Genomic DNA, 16,924 nt, shown 5'->3' with positions numbered 1-16,924 from the left:
CTTCGGTTCATGGGGGCGATGATTTGGCGCGGTGTCCGAGAGCGGGTGGAGATTCTGGCCCGTGCTGACAAGGCGCGGGAGGTCTTTGGAGCGTGGGGCAAGTCCGTGGGAACGGGGCACCACTTCCGGCTTGCTGATCCGCTCTCGGAGGCGAGTGTCGCCGAGGCAGAGGCTCAGTGGGGTGTCTCGCTGCCTGAGGACTACCGGGCCTTCCTCCTCGAAGTCGGCGCCGGCGGTGCCGGACCCTTCTATGGACTCACGACCCTGTCCCGCACAGATGCCGGGTGGCTGTGGAGTGACCCCGGCGGCGGGACCGTCCACGAGCGACTGCGCTTCCCCTTCCCGGATGTGGAAGAGACCGTGCGTGCGCAGGCCGAGCATGAGCGCAAGGAGCCCGTCGAGTCCCACTTCGAGGACGAAGCAGCCTTCGACGCGGCGTACCGGGCCTGGCTTGCGGAGGACGAGAAGCTGTCCGACTGGTTCTTGTCCGGCGCTGTGTGCCTCAGCCACGAAGGGTGCGGCTACTTCCACTGGTTGATCGTGTCTGGCCCACAGCGCGGCCAAGTGTGGCTCGACGAGCGTCCAGGCGACGGGCGGTTCAGTCCCCTCGAGCAGGTCGGATTCGCTGACTGGTACCTCGACTGGGTTGAGAAGACCGAGGCTGTCGTGCGGCGGGGCCGCTAGGGAGTGTCGTCAAAGTGCCGCTCACGTCAGAAGTGATGCGAGGGTGGCGGCTTCTGGTAGAACCGGGCCGTGACCGCTCCGGAGCCAGCACAGCTAACTCTTTTGTCTGGCAGTCGCCCGCCCGCTGCTCTGGCCCACACCCTGGAGCCCCCTTTGTCCTTACGAACAGGTATCACCCGCCCGATATCCCTTCTCCTGGCGACCGCGTTTATGGCCGCGACGCTCACCGGTTGCGCGCTGCTGGATCTCGCCCAGGACTGCGAGGGGACCGCCCCCCGGGTGGAGGAGATGGCGGCGCTCGACATCCTTGACTCCCGGCCCGACGAGGCCACCGTCGCCCGGGGCTTCGAAAAGGTCGACGCCGGCTGCTGGGCGGACAGCGGCGATGTCATCGTGTACGCCGAGCGGACATACGCCTTTCCCGGCACACGGGCCGAAGTGGCCGCGCATTACCGGACGGCGACGCTACAGGGCGGATGGAGCCCAGACCCTGAAGCCTCGCCCGACGACCTGTGCTTTGTCAGAGAGGCAATGAGCCTGCGGATCGTCTTCCTCACCGCCGAACTTCTCGCGGAAGACGGCCATGGGAGCCGCCCGGACCTCACCACCGGTGCCGGTTATTCGATCAGCATCGACTCGTACGTGAACAGCGGTATTGAGGCGGGCTGTTAGGAGTTGTCGTCGAAGAGTCACGCCCACATCAGTAGCGAGGCGAGGGTGACGGCCGCCTGGTAGGAATCAGCGGTTTCGTCGTAGCGGGTCGCGATGCCGCGCCATTGCTTCAAACGGTTGAAGCAACCTTCCACGACGTTGCGCTGCTCGTAGATTTCGCGATCGACTGTTGGAGGACGTCCACCGAGGCTGCCGCGCCGGGTCCGGTTTCGGATCTGGTCGGCCCGTTCCGGGATGGTGTGCGTGATGCCCCGGCGCCGCAGCCAGGCCCGGATCGCTTTTGAGCCGTAGCCCTTGTCGCCCAGGACGTGATCGGGCCGCACGCGGCGGCCGGCCAGGACCGACGCGGGGCACCCGTATCGCCTCCATCACGGCCCCGCCACACGTCGCGGTGTGGCGCTCGGTCCGTAAGCACGGTGAGACCAAGACCAGAAAGAGCCGCCGGACCATTGCTCTACCGAAGCAGGTGGTCGACGTCCTCGAAGAGCACATGCGATGGCAGAAGCAGGAGCGGGCATCGCGGGGGATGGAGTGGAGCCCGACCGGCCGTGTCTTCACGACCAGGAGCGGCGAACCGCTCGACGCGGCCAACGTCCGGCGAGACTTCAAGGCCATCGTGAAGTAGGCCGGGCTGAAGCCTGAGTGGACCCCGCGGGAGCTCCGGCACAGCTTCGTGTCCCTGCTCTCCGACCATGGCATCCGCTGGAACGCATCGCGCTCTTGGTCGGTCACAGCAGTCAGGCGACCACAGAAGCGGTCTACCGCAAGCAGCTCCGGCCGGTCATCACGGAGGGCGCCGAAGCGATGGATGACATCTTCGCCGAAGATCAGGAAGAGGAGGATGCGGGGGAGGAAGGAGAGGGCGACGCGGTGGCCTGACCGGATTCGTTTGGCCCCCTGTTTGGGGCCCCCGGGCATGAAAGAGGCCCATTCGCGATCAAGCGAATGGGCCTCTGACCAGCGTCGGGGTGGCGGGATTTGAACCCACGACCTCTTCGTCCCGAATTAGGCCCTGGAAGATCGTCTATCTGTGCTCTAGGTCAAATGTGCAGGTCAGGGCATCGGGGAGCATCGGTCTCGTTTGGAGCTTCAGGGATCCCGACGCAAGATCATCTCCAGAAATTCTCCAAGGCTCGCTCACGCGTGCCGCTCAACGTGCGGGCAGAGACCGCGCTGTTCGTAGCCGCCGAGAACGCCGGCGCTCACTGAGCTCCAGAAGACTTGCGCGTCGCTGAAATGCCCGCCGAGGGTGTGCCAGGCCGGCGACCCAGTGATGCAGGCACGCTCGCGGACCGGCAGTCGTCGGTGTGCCCACCCTGCCGTGGCAGTGCAGGACTGCAAGCACGCTCGCCGGACATCAGACGCGCTCGGGAATTCACCAAGTGGGTGCGCGACCTCAGTGGCGCTGCTGTACTGGTACCAGGAGACACTTTCGTCGTGTAGGGGGACGCCATGGAGCCTGTCTTCACTTCGCTGGGAGCTAGAGCCGCCTCGTTAGCAGCAGCCCCGCTCGTGCGAAAAATCCTTGTTTCACATACTCCCGGCGCTGCGCTGACATCCGGTGGCACACCGCTTGCCCGAAGAGTCGCTTGGGGTGGGAGACAAGCAAAAATCACCCCTGCGGACGTCAGAAGACTAGTCGACAAGCTAATCGAGGAAATCCTCGACTCTGATCCAGAGCTATATTCCCTTAAGGCCAATCCTGAGCCGCTAGCTGAGGCGGTCTTCGATACGCTCCTCAGCTTGGGGGAGCTGGATATGAATGACATTCAAGCGGTGAGCCTGCGACATGATGGACTCGCCCGCAAACTGAAAGAAGCAAAGCCCGGAGCGCGACGCGAACTATCAGAAAACTTCACCCATCTATACGACACAGTCGTCGATATCTGCTGCCTCCACATCTTGGATTTCTTCTCAAGTCGTCCAGAATTTGCCGCGCGCACACAGATAGAAACCGTAGGCATGCTGCAAGCGCAAGACAAGGCGCTCTTGTCGCTGCTCGAACGCCTACCCGACCCGAAATCCGTCGATAGATCATTCGAGAAACAATACGCGGAAGAAATAGTTCGCCGCTATGACGAACTCACCATCTTCGGTATCGACCTCGCCAATTCACGTGCCGCGTGGCCACTCGATACCGCATATCTCAGCCTGGAAACCATTCGAGCTGGCCGCTATTATCGCGTTCATGCAGAAGATGTCGCATCGCAGATTGCGGAGGGGGAGGGATCCACCGGCCTTCCGGAACGAGTTGAACGTGCCCTAGCCGGCCGCCAAAGGGTCCTAATGCGTGGGGTGGCAGGGTCAGGGAAGACCACCCTGATTCACTGGATGGCATCAACTGCATCCCGCCAGACCTTCACGGACGAACTTGCCGAACTCAACATCTTTGTTCCTTTCGTATTGCCTCTGAGGACCCTGGCCCGGGATGGAGCTAACCGCCTGCCAACTCCTGACCATTTCCTACACGCAGTCGACAATATGCAGGCTGGCGCACAACCAGCAGGCTGGGCAAATCGAGTGTTGGAACAGGGTCGCGGTCTGCTGCTCATCGATGGAGTGGATGAGGTAAATGAGAGCTTCCGCATCCGTACGAGAGATTGGCTGCAGAATCTACTTAAAGCATTCCCGCAGACTCGATGCATAGTAACTGCCCGCCCATCCTCTATTCCGGAGGGATGGTTGGATGGTTCCGGATTCATCGAGCTTGCGCTCAGCCCCATGCGCCCCCAGGACGTGCATGTATTCGTCCAACGTTGGCATGAAGCCGCTAAAAGCCAGTGCGAGACCGATGAGGCTAGGGAAGAACTTGAGACTTTTTCGGTAAAACTACTTGAGACGATCGATACGAAACAAGATATTGCGCGCCTGACAACCAACCCGTTGATGTGTGCACTTGTTTGTGCTCTCCACCGTGACAAGCGGGGCAGGCTACCTCGCGGACGGAAGGCGCTCTATGACGCCGCACTCAGAATGCTCCTCGTGGAGCGGGATGATCAGAGGCTGATTGGGTCACCGGAAGGCGTCGCGCTTGATGAAGACGATCAGATACTACTGCTACAGAAACTTGCATACTGGCTCATCAGGAACGGGCTTGCTGAGGTCGAAAAAGAAACCGCCATGCGGATGGTTCAGGATGCCGTCTCACACATGCCCGCCGTTCGGCAAGGGGCGGGCGCAAGCTGGACCCCGAAACAGGTATTCGATCACCTTGTCACGCGATCTGGGATGCTCCGCGAGCCAACCACTGAGACCATTGAATTTCTTCATCGCACATTTCAGGACTATCTTGGAGCACGCGCCGCGGTGGAGAATGAGGACATCCCGTACTTGGTTCAGCAGGCGCACAATGACCAATGGGAGGACGTCATCCGGATGGCGGTCGCTCATTGCAGACCCAAGGAGCGGGCTCGCCTGCTCACAGGCCTCATCGAGCGTGGCGACAGGGAGCCTGAATCGCGACACCGGCTTTACATTCTCGCCTTTGTATGCCTTGAACATTCTCCAGAGCTGGACCCAAGCTTGGAGAAGCTGGTCGAAGAGAAAGCGGGCAGACTTCTGCCCCCAAGAACTTTCGATGAAGCCGAAAGGCTTGCCCAAGTAGGGCCAGTGCTGCTCGAATTGTTGCCTGACCCGACGGGATTGACTGAAGAACAGGCTTGCGCCACTGTTCGCGCTGTCTCACTAGTTGGCGGGAGCACTGCACTAAGAACCATCGCCAAGTATGCATCAGACGATCGGCATACAGTTAGGCAAGAGGTCGTTGGCGCATGGGCACGGTTCGACGCATCCGACTTCGCGGAACTCGTACTAGCACGGAGCACAATTCTCCCGGTCGTGACAACTGTCGAACAGGCAGGCGCCTGCCGGAAAATTCCGTCGCTTCGTACAGTGACGTGCGTTGGCAACGGCGCGATCAATGAAATGATACCGGAGCTGCCTCGGGACCTCATTGCCGTCAACATTCTTCGAGACGAAGACCCGGCAGAATGTGACACACTGTCACACTTTGAGGCGTTGCAGATATTGTCGGTCGCGCAATGTCCCGAGGTCACGGACCTCGGGTCAATCGTTGATGCATGTCCCGACCTATCGGCGTTGTACCTCGACGCTCTCCCTCTCTCCGATTTCCGCGATCTTTTCAGTCTCCGGAAACTGCACTATCTGAGCATCAGGAACAATTTGGAACCACTATCACTAGAGCGGTTCCCTCCGCTCCCAAATGTCCTTGAGCTTAGCTTGAAGGGGTACTTCGGAGTGGAATCTATCAGGTCGAGGTTCACGGGGCTGAGGAGGCTGGACATTTCACTCGACTCCCCCATAGGTTCGCTGGAACGCCTCGGAGAATGGCCGTCCATCGAATCACTTCGCGTTACAGCGCGCGACCAGGCAGAAGGTGTGATCAGAGGACTCGCGAATTTCAATAGCTTGAAAGAACTCACGCTTGGCTTCATTCTCCCCGCCTTCTTCGGTACGGAACAGTTGAAAGAAATTGTCACTCCTCTCCCTCAACTGGAGAAGCTGACCTTGAGTTGGGCGCCTGGACAACTTGCCTTCGTCGATATTTCCTACTTGGCCAATGCAAGGCCGGACTTGCAACTCAGTTTGTGGGGTGCCCACGAAGTGCGGGGGGCAGAGCAATTTGATGCTGCACGGTTGCAGATCCATGACTGACCTGAGAATGACGTGTGGAAATTGCGCTCCTCCGGACTACACCTCCGGTACCGCACAAGTATGGTTCGACTGGCGACTGTTGATCGGTGCCACAACGTCCATATGCTGCGAACAAGCCACCTCCACCACGGCCGCCGCCCTGGATGCGCGCAGCTAGGTGCTGGTTGCCATGCCATCTCGCAGCGCTGCCCTGGCGAGGTACAGAAGAGTCGTGTACGCGTCGAGTCGCGCAGCGTTGGCATCTTCGTAGGCGCGTGCTGCGGCTTCGGTGTCACCAGATGACGCGACGGCGCGTGCCCAGTCAAGGACAGCCCTGAACTGGTGCTGGGTCTTCGAGTGCAGCGTGACGCAAGCTGCCGCGCCTGCTTCCGGGCCCCAGACGTTTAGATGGATGGCGCCACGCGACAGCACAGTGTTTGCGTTGCGCACCCGCTCCACAAGGTCCCCCGGTATGCCCTCGCCACGGCGACAGCGACTTGCCATCTCTTCGAGCGCTCCGACCGCATTAGCAGCCTCATCCAAGGCTTGTATCCAGGCAGTCTTTCGGTGCTCTCGGGCCCAATGTGCATGTTCGGCGAGCGCCTGTTGCTGAACCTGAGCCAGCACTGCCTCAAGTGCTCTCTCTGCTCCGATCCTCGCGCCTCGAAACGAGGCCACAGCCCCCACTAGCGCGCCGATTAGCGCTCCAGCACCTGCCAACAGCGCCGCCAGTCCCTCATCCATGACCACCATGATGGCCGGTTCATGACTGCAGGTGGTGCGGCTGTGCACAGTCGCGGACCGGCACTATCACCATTGGCGCCTTTGCGCGAGCCAGCCGCCTGCGACCAGCCTTCGTCAGGAGCGGGAGGCATCCAAGAGCGCGAACAGACCCGCAGGGTCGCCGCGGTACAACAGGTGTGGTTCGTCCTCCTGAGGGGGGATGAACCGGGTGCGGTACCGCTGGAGGTCGCTCTCAGAGAAGTAGATCGAGTTGGGATCGTTCGCGTGGAAGTCGTTGCGCTTGCTGATCCTTGCCCATAGCTCCTCGTGACTGGCTGCGAGGTAGACGAGCACAGGGGTGGCGCCAGCGTCGCTGGCGATGGCTCGCCAGATGGCCCGGAGAACAAGGTGGGTTATGCCGAGAGTCTCGGCAGCTACTGGCGCGGTCGCTACAAGCTCGCGCCGGGCAAGTACGCCACTGTCCGCGATGCCAATGGCGATGCCATCCGCTTCCGGACCAAGGCTGCGGCAAAAAAGGCGGCTGACGCCGAAGAAGCGAAGCTTCTGGCTGGAACGAAGAAGGCACCACGCGAACGGATCACCTTCGGTGAGTACGTCAACCGCTGGTATGCGGCACAAGACTTGGCAGCATCCACCATGCAGAACTACCGGCGGCACATCGAAGAGCATTTGCTTCCAGCATTCGAGGACTCCGCCGTTGCCGACATCCTGAGCACCGACATTGCCGCTTGGGAGAAGCAGGAACGCGCAGTGCCCTACGCGGCATCCAGCGTCAAGACATGGCGGGCGACGCTGCACCTGATCCTGGCCGACGCTGTTGACGAGGGGCTGCGCGACTCCAACCCGGCAACAAAGCGCCGTGGACGAGGAAAGCGCGCTGGCCGCTCACGTAACCGTGGCCCGGAGAAGGCTGTAACGACCGCACTCGGCATCCTGCTGCTCGCCGAGAGAATGGCACTCCTGTCCGGCCGTGACGACGAGTTCGTCGCCGGCATCGTCACGGGCTACACCGGCATGCGCTGGGGCGAGATCGTTGGCCTTGAGCCCGAGTTCGTCCGACCGAAGAGCATCCGCGTGGAGTGGCAGCTCTACGAACTGGATACAGGCGAACTGCACCGTTGCCCGCCAAAGGACGACTCCTACCGCGACATCGACACTCCGGATTTCCTCGCCGCGCTGCTTGCCAGGCACATCGCCCGGACGAGACCGAAGCCCTGCGAGTGCCACGGACTGGCCTACGTCTTCCGTGGCCATGGAACCGCCAACGGGTCCGTAAGCCGCCCGGGGGCGAAGCTAGTCGACGTGGCGCGTCGTTCCGGTGTATCGACCGGCACCGTTTCCAATGTCCTCAACCGACCGGATGCCGTGGCGGAGTCGACTCGCCTGAAGGTGCTGGATGCCGTCCGTGATCTCGGGTACATCCGCAACGCCGCATCGGGGGAGTTGGCTGCTCACTGGCGGCGTTCCGGTTTCGCCACGTGGCTCCTTCGACCGGCCGCGACAGGGCGGTATCCCGGGCGAGGCAGTCAGGAAGAGCGGCCAGTGCCTGCGGTTGCTGAGCCGTGGCCTGGCATTCCGGCGCGCGGGCGAGGAGCCACGAAGCGGGCGGAGGTGTGCTGGGTGCCGATCGCTCCGGGGCTTACTCCGCACGGCTTGCGCCACACGCACAAGACCCTGATGAGGGAGGTGGGGACCCCGCCAAAGCTGATGGATGAACGCATGGGGCACGAGGACGGCTCCGTCCAGTCGCGCTATGACCACATCACGCCAGGGATGCGGCAGGCGCTGATGAGTGCGCTCACCGGGATGTGGCAGGAAGCGTTGGACGCGCGCCGGACCATGAGTCCCGGCTCGCCCGTGGCTGTTCTGGATGCGTTGCTGAAAGCTCGCTGACGGGCGCCGATCCGGAGAAAGATTCCAAGATCTTCTCCAGGATTTCTCCAGAGAGCCCCTGGAGATCGAGGCAGGCCCGGTGCTGACGTATCAGCACCGGGCCTGACCTGCGTTTTAGCTGTCGGGGTGGCGGGATTTGAACCCACGACCTCTTCGTCCCGAACGAAGCGCGCTGCCAAGCTGCGCTACACCCCGATCGTCGCTGCTCGTCGCGGCGACGTCGTTTACTTTAGCCCACCGGTGGCTTCAGACGAAATCCGGTTTTGCCGCGGTGGCGGATGGGGTTCGGGCGGGCGTGGTCGAGGGCGATCAGGAGGATCGCGAGGGCGTAGAAGGAGAGGCCGAGGAGGAGGGCGTTGCCGAGGACGTTCTTGTAGCCGTGGAGGTCCACGTCCAGGAAGGGGTAGAGGTAGCGGCCGCCCGTGCCCGGAGGGATCAGTTCGCCTCGGGTGAAGGAGAAGAGCAGGTACGCCAAGGGGTACAGCAGCCACGACGCCGCCTGGCGCAGGTGCAGGCGGCCGGGGGCCGTCAGCAGGAGCCAGTCCGCCAGTGCCGCCGCGGGGATCACCGTGTTCAGGAGGTGGGTGGTCACCGCGTGCCAGCCCGTCGGGTTCGCCGCCGCGCCGGTCAGGAGGAAGGGGCTCGCCGCGTTCGCCAGCAGCAGGTGGTACACCAAGGCCGTGATCGTGATGTAGAGGAGGGCCGCGCCTGTCACGGATGACGGCAGCGGGCGGCGGGCGGTCCACGCCCTGCGGGCCGACAGCAGGAGCACCATCGCCAACAGGATCGTGCTCTGGACCGAGAAATGGCTCAGCGTACGGATCGGGCTGCTCAGGAGCAGCTCGATGGTCACGGCCGCCGCGGCCGTCAGGGCCACCAGTACGCGGTAGACGGCGGCCACGGGGTGGCGTACGGGAGCCACCACCGCCGTGGCGGGGACGGGGGAGCGCAGGAATGCGGGCATGCCCGGGACAGCGGGGAGATCCGGCATGTCCCTCGGTATCGGCGCGGTCATGCCCTCACGTTAGGCAAAACCGGCAAAAGGGGCGATACGGGCGGACCATGCGGGTTAATCTCCCGGCACAGCCCCAGTCGTACGGCGGCCGGCCCCTACTCCCGGCCCACCAGCGTCAGCAGCGTCACCTCGGGCGGGCACGCGAACCGCACCGGCGTATAACGGTTCGCCCCGCACCCCGCCGACACGTGCAGGTACGACCTGCGGCCCTCCGCCTCATGCGTGGACAGGCCCTTCACGCGGTCCGTGTCCAGGTCGCAGTTGGTGACGAAGGCGCCGTAGAAGGGGAGGCAGATCTGGCCGCCGTGAGTGTGGCCGGCGAGGATCAGCGGGTAGTTGTCGGCCGTGAAGGCGTCCAGGGCGCGGAGATACGGGGCGTGTACGACGCCCATGGAGAAGTCGGCCGCGCCCGACGGGCCGCCGGCCACCTCCGCGTAGCGGTCCCGCTTGATGTGCGGGTCGTCCAGGCCCGTCAGCTCCACCGACACGCCCTCGACCTTCAGCATGCCGCGCGTGTTCGTGAGGTTCTGCCAGCCCGCCGCCTCGAAACCGTCCCGCAGGTCCTCCCACGGGTTGTGGACGACCCCCACGGCGGGCGCGTTGCCGTTCAGGCCGTGGCGGCCCTGGGCCTTCTCGTACAGGTAGCGGGCGGGGTTACGGAATTTGGGGCCGTAGTAGTCGTTGGAGCCGAAGACGTACGCGCCCGGGAACTCCATCAGCGGGCCCAGCGCGTCCAGGACCTCGGGCACGCCCTCCGGGTCCGACAGGTTGTCGCCCGTGTTGATCACGAAGTCCGGGCGCAGGCCCGCCAGTGAGCGCAGCCAGCGCTGCTTCTTGCGCTGGCCGCTCACCATGTGGATGTCGGAGACCTGGAGCACCCGCAACGGGCGCATGCCGGGCGGCAGGACGGGGACCGTCACTCGTCGCAGCCGGAAGGAACGGGCTTCAAAACCAGCCGAGTAGACGAGACCGGCGGCGCCAACCGCCGCGATCCCCAAGGGAACTCCGTATCGCGCGCGCATGCCTCCATCGTGTCAGATCACGAAGGCATCCTTGACCGGACGCCCGCTGTCCCCTAGAGCCGGGCGCCCACCACCCCGTAAATGCGCGGGCACCCCCCACCCCGCACCTGCGACAATCACACGCATGACCACGCTCAAGTCGAAGCTGCAGGAAGACCTCACCGCCGCCGTGAAGGAGCGCGACGAGCTCCGCTCCTCGACGCTCCGGCTGACGCTCGCCGCGATCACCAAGGAGGAGGTCGCGGGCAAGACGAAGCGCGAGCTCTCCGACGACGAGGTCCTGAAGGTGATCACCAAGGAGGCGAAGAAGCGCCGCGAGGCTGCGGACGCCTTCGCCCAGGGTGGTCGCGCCGAGTCCGCCGAGCGGGAGAAGGCGGAGGGCGAGGTCCTCGCCGGGTATCTGCCCAAGCAGCTCAGCGACGAGGAACTGAACGACATCGTCGGCCAGGCGGTCGAGGAGGCCAGGGCGGCGGGCGCCGAGGGGCCCCGGGCCATGGGCGCCGTCATGAAGATCGTGAACCCGAAGGTGGCCGGCCTGGCCGAGGGTGGCCGCGTCGCCGCGGTCGTGAAGAAGCTCCTGGCCGGCTGAGACTGCCACCTGGCAGTCACCTGGCAGTCGTACGAGAGCCCGGTCCCGCGCATTCAGCGGGACCGGGCTCTCATCTGTGTGTACGCCTCCGGGCGTCAGCCGCGCCCGCCCCCGTTGCCGTTCCCGTTGCTCGTGCCCTGGATGAAGTTCTCCGGGATGGAGAAGGTCGGCGTCGGGAAGGTGGTGTTGCCGTCGTCTCCGCCGTTGTTCCCACCGTTGTCGTTGCCGCCGTTGTCATTCCCGCGGTTGTCACCGTCGTCGTTGCCGTCGCCGTCGTCCTTTTCCTTCGGCGGGTCCGGGATGTAGACGAGGTTGAAGTTGGGGGCATCCTTGCCCTCCAGCGCGCCGCTCATCATGTCGCGCCAGATCGGGCCGGGGACCTTGCCACCGAACACCTTTTGGTTGTACACGCCGCCGATGGTGATGTTCTGCATCTTGCGCTTGTGCGCGGGGTCGCCGACCCAGACCGCGCCGGCCATGTTCGGCGTGTAGCCCACGAACCAGGCCGCGTAGCGCTCGTCGGTCGTACCCGTCTTGCCGGCGCTGGGACGGCCGCCGCCGAGGCCCGCCTCCGAACCGGTGCCGTCCTCGACCACGCCCTTGAGGAGCGTGTTGATCGTGTCCGCGGTGTTCTCCGACATCGCCCGCGAGCAGGTCGACTTCGGCACCTGGAGGGACTTCGACTGCTCGCCGACCCGCTGGGTGATCGACTCGATGGCGACCGGGGTGCAGTACATACCGCGTGAGGCGAAGGTCGCGTACGCGTTCGCCATCGTCAGCGGGGACATCTCCTGCGTGCCCAGGGCGATCGACGGGGCCTGCTGCATCTTGCCGCCGTCGGCGCGCGCCACGCCCATCTTCGCGGCCATCTCCGTCACCGGGCAGATGCCGATGTCGCTGATCATCGACACGTAGTAGGTGTTGACCGACTTCGCGGTCGCGGTCTTCATGTCGTACGGGCCGACCTCGGAGGTGTTCTCGTTGGTGACCGGGACGCCCTTCTCGTTCCAGATCTTGCCGTTGCACGCCTGGACCGGGGCCGGGTAGTCCATCTTGTACGGCGAGGGGTACATCTTCGTCGCAGGCATGCCGCCCTCGATGGCGGCCGCGGCCACGATCGGCTTGAACGTCGAACCGGGCTGGTAGCCGGCCCCGCCGCCCATCGCTGCGTTGACCGAGAGGTTGAGCGTCGTCTCGTTCTTCTTGTTGTTGATGCCGTACGGCCGCGACTGGCCCATCGCCAGGATCTTGCCGGTGCCGGGCTGGACGATGGTCGCGGCGGTGGCCACGTCGTCGTCCTGGTAGACGTGCTCCTTGATGGACTTCTGCGCCGACTTCTGGGCCTGCGGGTCCATCGTGGTCTTGATCGTCAGACCGCCCTGGTTCCAGACCTTGGCCCGCGCCTCCTTGGTCTTGCCGAAGACCGGATCGGTCAGGAAGACCTCGCGGACGTAGTCGCAGAAGAAGCCCGCGCCCTTGACCGCCGTGATGCAGCCGTTCTTGGGCTTGCTGACCTTGAGGCCCAGCGGCTGCTCCTTGGCCTTGTCGGCGTCCGCCTGGGAGACGTCACCGACCTCGGCCATGCGCTGGAGCACGGTGTTGCGCCGCTTGGTCGCCTCGGCCTCGTCGTTGACGGGGTCGTAGCGGCTCGGGGACTGGACGATGCCCGCGAGCAGGGCCGACTGCTCGAGGTTGAGGTTCTTGGCGTGCGTGGAGAAGTAACGCTGGGAGGCGGCCTCGACGCCGTAGGCCTGCTGGCCGAAGAACGTGATGTTGAGGTAGTTCTCGAGGATCTTCTTCTTGCCGAGTTCCTCTTCGAGCTGGATCGCGTACTTCAGCTCGCGGATCTTGCGGCCGATGGTCTGCTGGGTGGCCTCGGCGACCTTCGTCGGGTCGTCACCGGCCTCCTCCACCGCGACGTTCTTCACGAGCTGCTGCGTCAGCGTGGAGGCGCCCTGGGAGACACCGCCGCTCTGGGCGTTCTTGTTGAGCGCGCGCAGGACGCCCTTCAGATCGACCGCGCCGTGCTGGTAGAAGCGCGAGTCCTCGATCGCGACGATCGCCTTCTGCATGTACGGCGAGATGTTCTTGAGGTCCACCACCGTGCGGTCGCGCGAGTACACCGTGGCGATGGTGCCGCCCTCGCTGTCGAGGATCGTGGTGCGCTGGCTCAGCGGTGGGGTCTTCAGGTTCGTCGGGAGTTCGTCGAAACTCTCCACCGACCCCTTGGCCGCGAGCCCCAGCGCGCCGGCCGCGGGCAGCGCGATGCCGGCCATCACCGCTCCCGCGAGAACACTGACACCGAGGAACTTCGCGGCCTGCTGCGTGGGCGACAGACCGCCGCCCGAGCGCTTCTTCGACATAGAGGGCAGCCTAATCCGTACTCATGAGCGTTCAGAGGGAGCCCATGTCACGGCATGGCGACGGAAGCGGGCACGACCGCGTCGGAGCGGGCATGGCGACAGGAGCGCCTACCTTCTCATTCGCCGGACACGCGCACAGGCCTTGGCCTAAGCTGCTCTCAACTGTCACAGCAGTAGGGCCACGTATCAATACGTCCGGCGACCCCGAATCGTTCCGGAGGTTCCCCAACTTTTTTGGTGGGGGCGTGTCCGAATCCGCCTCATGTGTCATCAGGTGCCCGTTGTGACGCAAGACAAGTGTCCTGGTTTGCCGGGATAGTCATGTATGTCGCGGGCTCACTCCCCCGGGTGATCTGCCGCTTACGCATAGTCCGTTCGGGCCATTCAAGATTGGGCCCGAAGGGGGTGTTGCGCTGTGCCTCCCTTCCGTAACGTCCTCAACTGGCGGCGGTGAATATGCCGCTGCCGCCGTGGGGGAGCCTCGATTCGGGAGAGGACGGCGCCGGTATGGGCTGGGTAGTCGACTGGAGTGCGCAGGCGGCCTGCCGCACTACCGATCCGGATGAACTGTTCGTTCAAGGAGCAGCGCAGAACCGGGCGAAGGCGGTGTGCACCGGATGTCCGGTGCGCACGGAGTGCCTCGCCGATGCGCTGGACAACCGCGTCGAGTTCGGCGTGTGGGGAGGCATGACGGAGCGCGAGCGCCGCGCACTGCTGCGCCGGCGGCCGACCGTCACTTCGTGGCGCAGGCTGCTGGAGACCGCGCGCACGGAGTACGAGAGGGGCGTAGGCATCCTGCCCCTCGAGGACGACGAGCTCTACGAGAACTACGCGGCGGTGAGCTGAGGACACCCCCCGGGTCAGTCCACGGCAGCCTCGGGCAGCTCCGGCCGTCCGGCCGCGAGCCGGTTTCCGATGTTCCGCAGCCCCGCGAGGTCGTGCACATCGCCGGGCAGCGCGGCCACTTCGGCCACCGCCACCTCGGGGTGGAGCGCGGTGAAGCGGTCACGCGTGCGCTGCTCGCGGGAGAGCAGCTGCATACGGTCGGCATGCAGTCTCAGCAGGCCTGCGGTGAGCTGGTCGACGGACCGGTCAGCGGGGTCGGCGGACCGCCCCTTCTCCATGCGCTCCGAGCTCGGGTTCTTCGGGTCGGCGGGGGAGCCTTCGTCAGGAGCCGGTGCCTCGGAAGCGGGAGATTCTGAACTGCCGTACGTGTCGGGAGAGTTACGAAGTCCAGCTTTCCCGCCCTCCTGATCGACAATGCGGGGCTCTTCAAGATTTTCCACGGCCTCGAGATTTTCCGCGGCGGCGAGCGCCCGCTGGGCCGAGAGCCGGTCGGCGCCGCTGCCGTGGACCCGGTTGAGCACCAGACCGGCGAGCGGCATGTCCTCCGCGGCCAGCCGCTCCACGAAGTACGCGGCCTCGCGCAGCGCGTCCCGCTCCGGGGCCGCGACCACCAGGAACGCCGTCCCGGGGGCCTGGAGCAGTTTGTACGTCGCGTCCGCGCGCGTGCGGAACCCGCCGAACGTCGTGTCCATCGCGGCCACGAACGTCTGGACGTCCTTGAGGAGTTGACCGCCCAGCAGTTTGCCGAGGGTGCCGGTCATCATCGACATCCCGACGTTCAGGAACTTCATCCCCGCCCGTCCGCCGAGCTTGGCCGGGGCGGTGAGCAGCCGGATGAGCCTTCCGTCGAGGAAGGAACCGAGCCGCTTGGGCGCGTCCAGGAAGTCGAGGGCGGAGCGGGAGGGAGGTGTGTCGACGACGATCAGGTCCCACTCGTCCCGGGCCCGCAGCTGCCCGAGCTTCTCCATCGCCATGTACTCCTGCGTGCCCGCGAAGCCCGCCGAGAGCGACTGGTAGAAGGGGTTGTTCAGGATCGTGGCCGCCCGCTCGGCGTCCGCGTGCGCCTCGACGATCTCGTCGAAGGTGCGCTTCATGTCGAGCATCATCGCGTGCAACTCGCCGCTCGCGGAGTCGTCGAGACCCTTCACCCGGCGCGGCACGTTGTCCAGCGAGTCGATGCCCATCGACTGGGCGAGCCGGCGGGCCGGGTCGATGGTGAGCACGACGACCTTGCGGCCCCGCTCGGCGGCCCGCAGGCCGAGAGCCGCCGCGGTCGTGGTCTTCCCGACGCCTCCCGAGCCGCAGCAGACCACGATGCGGGTGCCCGGATCGTCGATCAGCGGATCGAGATCGAGCACGGGGGCGGGCGAAAGACGGCGGTGCCGGTCGTGCGCGTCCGCGTCCGGGCTCATGACATCCCCTGCTTCCGCAGCTCGGTGGCCAGTTCGTACAGACCCGCCAGGTCCATGCCCTCGGTCAGCAAGGGCAGTTCGTGCAGCGGCAGCCCCAGTTCGCCGAGGGCCGAGCGCTGTTCGTGCTCCAGGTCGTACCGCTCGGCGTACTCCTCGGCCTGCTGGATCAGCGGGTCGACCAGCTTCTCGGCGTTGCCCCCGCGACGGGCGCCGCCGAGTCCGGCCGAGGACAGCGCCTTCGCCACGGCTGAACGCTGGGTGGTCCGTACGAGTTCCAGGTCGGTGCCGTCCAACACCTCCGGACGCACCATGTTCACGACGATCCGGCCCACGGGAAGGTGGGCGGCCCTCAACTCCGCGATGCCGTCCGCGGTCTCCTGGACCGGCATCTCCTCGAGGAGCGTCACCAGGTGGACGGCCGTCTCCTTGGACTTCAGCACCCGCATCACGGCCTGCGCCTGATTGTGTATCGGGCCGATCTTGGCGAGCCCCGCGACCTCGTCGTTGACGTTCAGGAAGCGGGTGATACGGCCGGTGGGGGGCGCGTCCATCACGACGTAGTCGTAGGCGAAGCGGCCGGACTTGTCCTTGCGGCGGACCGCCTCGCACGCCTTGCCCGTCAGGAGGACGTCTCTGAGGCCGGGCGCGATCGTGGTCGCGAAGTCGATGGCGCCGAGCTTCTTCAGGGCGCGCCCCGCTCCGCCGAGTTTGTAGAACATCTGGAGGTAGTCCAGAAGGGCCAGTTCGGGGTCGATGGCCAGTGCGTACACCTCCCCGCCCCCCGGAGCGACGGCGATCTTCCGCTCCTCGTAGGGCAGCGCCTCTGTTTCGAAGAGCTGCGCGATTCCCTGGCGGCCCTCTACCTCGACGAGAAGCGTCCGCTTCCCCTCGGTGGCGAGGGCCAGCGCGAGGGCTGCGGCGACCGTGGTCTTTCCGGTCCCGCCCTTGCCGCTGACGACCTGGAGCCTGCTCACGTATTCGAGCGTAACCAGTCGGCGGCGAAGCTAAGCAGGAGGCTGTGGATAACGCGG

Annotated in this window: 13 protein-coding genes, 1 tRNA gene and 1 pseudogene; 7 read left to right on the top strand and 8 right to left on the bottom strand. The window is 64.9% G+C overall.

From position 1 onward, the window contains the following. Positions 1-45 precede the first annotated feature (45 nt). Together RNB18_RS06440 and RNB18_RS06435 are read left to right on the top strand one after the other, a co-directional pair. On the top strand, positions 46-684 hold the full coding sequence (locus tag RNB18_RS06440; RefSeq protein ID WP_311713176.1) for an SMI1/KNR4 family protein: 639 nt from the start codon (positions 46-48) through the stop codon (positions 682-684). Positions 685-894: 210 nt separating this feature from the next. Next, positions 895-1,356 carry a hypothetical protein gene (locus RNB18_RS06435; RefSeq protein ID WP_311713175.1) on the top strand — a complete coding sequence of 154 codons (462 nt, stop codon included), beginning with the start codon at positions 895-897 and terminating at the stop codon, positions 1,354-1,356. 17 nt (positions 1,357-1,373) lie between these two features. Here RNB18_RS06435 and RNB18_RS06430 read toward each other — a convergent pair whose 3' ends face one another. Next, a complete protein-coding gene (locus RNB18_RS06430; RefSeq protein WP_394817595.1) occupies positions 1,374-1,679 on the bottom strand; it encodes a transposase in 306 nt (101 codons plus the stop codon). Between the two features lie 53 nt (positions 1,680-1,732). Here RNB18_RS06430 and RNB18_RS06425 point away from each other — a divergent pair. Further along, positions 1,733-2,235, top strand: a pseudogene (locus tag RNB18_RS06425) (tyrosine-type recombinase/integrase); the annotation flags it as partial. Between the two features lie 573 nt (positions 2,236-2,808). Further along, entirely contained in the window at positions 2,809-6,030 is a 3,222-nt protein-coding gene (locus RNB18_RS06420; RefSeq protein ID WP_311713174.1) for an NACHT domain-containing protein, read from the top strand. A 153-nt stretch (positions 6,031-6,183) separates the two neighbouring features. On the opposite strand, the gene RNB18_RS06415 is transcribed toward RNB18_RS06420, so the two are convergent. After that, entirely contained in the window at positions 6,184-6,753 is a 570-nt protein-coding gene (locus tag RNB18_RS06415; protein ID WP_311713173.1) for a hypothetical protein, read from the bottom strand. 387 nt (positions 6,754-7,140) lie between these two features. On the opposite strand from RNB18_RS06415, the gene RNB18_RS06410 reads away from it, so the two are divergent. Further along, positions 7,141-8,646, top strand: a complete 1,506-nt coding sequence (locus RNB18_RS06410; RefSeq protein ID WP_311713172.1) for a tyrosine-type recombinase/integrase — start codon at positions 7,141-7,143, stop codon at positions 8,644-8,646. 121 nt (positions 8,647-8,767) lie between these two features. Here RNB18_RS06410 and RNB18_RS06405 read toward each other — a convergent pair. From RNB18_RS06405 to RNB18_RS06395, 3 genes are all read right to left on the bottom strand, one after another. Beyond that, a tRNA-Pro gene (locus RNB18_RS06405) sits at positions 8,768-8,841 on the bottom strand. A gap of 34 nt (positions 8,842-8,875) precedes the next feature. Further along, positions 8,876-9,661, bottom strand: a complete 786-nt coding sequence (locus RNB18_RS06400) for a Pr6Pr family membrane protein (protein WP_311713171.1) — start codon at positions 9,659-9,661, stop codon at positions 8,876-8,878. Positions 9,662-9,756: 95 nt separating this feature from the next. Then, on the bottom strand, positions 9,757-10,683 hold the full coding sequence (locus RNB18_RS06395; protein ID WP_311713170.1) for a metallophosphoesterase: 927 nt from the start codon (positions 10,681-10,683) through the stop codon (positions 9,757-9,759). 124 nt (positions 10,684-10,807) lie between these two features. Here RNB18_RS06395 and RNB18_RS06390 point away from each other — a divergent pair, with 124 nt between their 5' ends. Then, complete coding sequence (locus tag RNB18_RS06390) at positions 10,808-11,272, top strand: GatB/YqeY domain-containing protein (protein WP_311713169.1); 465 nt, start codon at positions 10,808-10,810, stop codon at positions 11,270-11,272. A gap of 95 nt (positions 11,273-11,367) precedes the next feature. Here RNB18_RS06390 and RNB18_RS06385 read toward each other — a convergent pair whose 3' ends face one another. Beyond that, the gene (locus tag RNB18_RS06385) at positions 11,368-13,635 is read right to left on the bottom strand and encodes a transglycosylase domain-containing protein (RefSeq protein ID WP_311713168.1); all 2,268 of its coding nucleotides are present in this window, start codon (positions 13,633-13,635) and stop codon (positions 11,368-11,370) included. A gap of 507 nt (positions 13,636-14,142) precedes the next feature. Here RNB18_RS06385 and wblA point away from each other — a divergent pair. Then, positions 14,143-14,481: a transcriptional regulator WblA gene (gene wblA / locus RNB18_RS06380; protein ID WP_031043210.1), complete on the top strand. Its 339-nt coding sequence runs from the start codon at positions 14,143-14,145 to the stop codon at positions 14,479-14,481. Between the two features lie 14 nt (positions 14,482-14,495). On the opposite strand, the gene RNB18_RS06375 is transcribed toward wblA, so the two are convergent. Beyond that, complete coding sequence (locus RNB18_RS06375; RefSeq protein WP_311713167.1) at positions 14,496-15,893, bottom strand: ArsA family ATPase; 1,398 nt, start codon at positions 15,891-15,893, stop codon at positions 14,496-14,498. Beyond that, positions 15,890-16,867 carry an ArsA-related P-loop ATPase gene (locus RNB18_RS06370; RefSeq protein ID WP_311713166.1) on the bottom strand — a complete coding sequence of 326 codons (978 nt, stop codon included), beginning with the start codon at positions 16,865-16,867 and terminating at the stop codon, positions 15,890-15,892. Before RNB18_RS06370 ends, RNB18_RS06375 begins: the two co-directional genes overlap by 4 nt. Between the last annotated feature and the right edge of the window lie 57 nt (positions 16,868-16,924).

It is taken from the genome of Streptomyces doebereineriae (assembly GCF_031845645.1).
GTDB classification, from domain to species: Bacteria; Actinomycetota; Actinomycetes; order Streptomycetales; family Streptomycetaceae; genus Streptomyces; species Streptomyces canus.
Note: the sequence above shows the minus strand (reverse complement) of the source record. Positions and strands in the feature narration are given on the sequence as shown.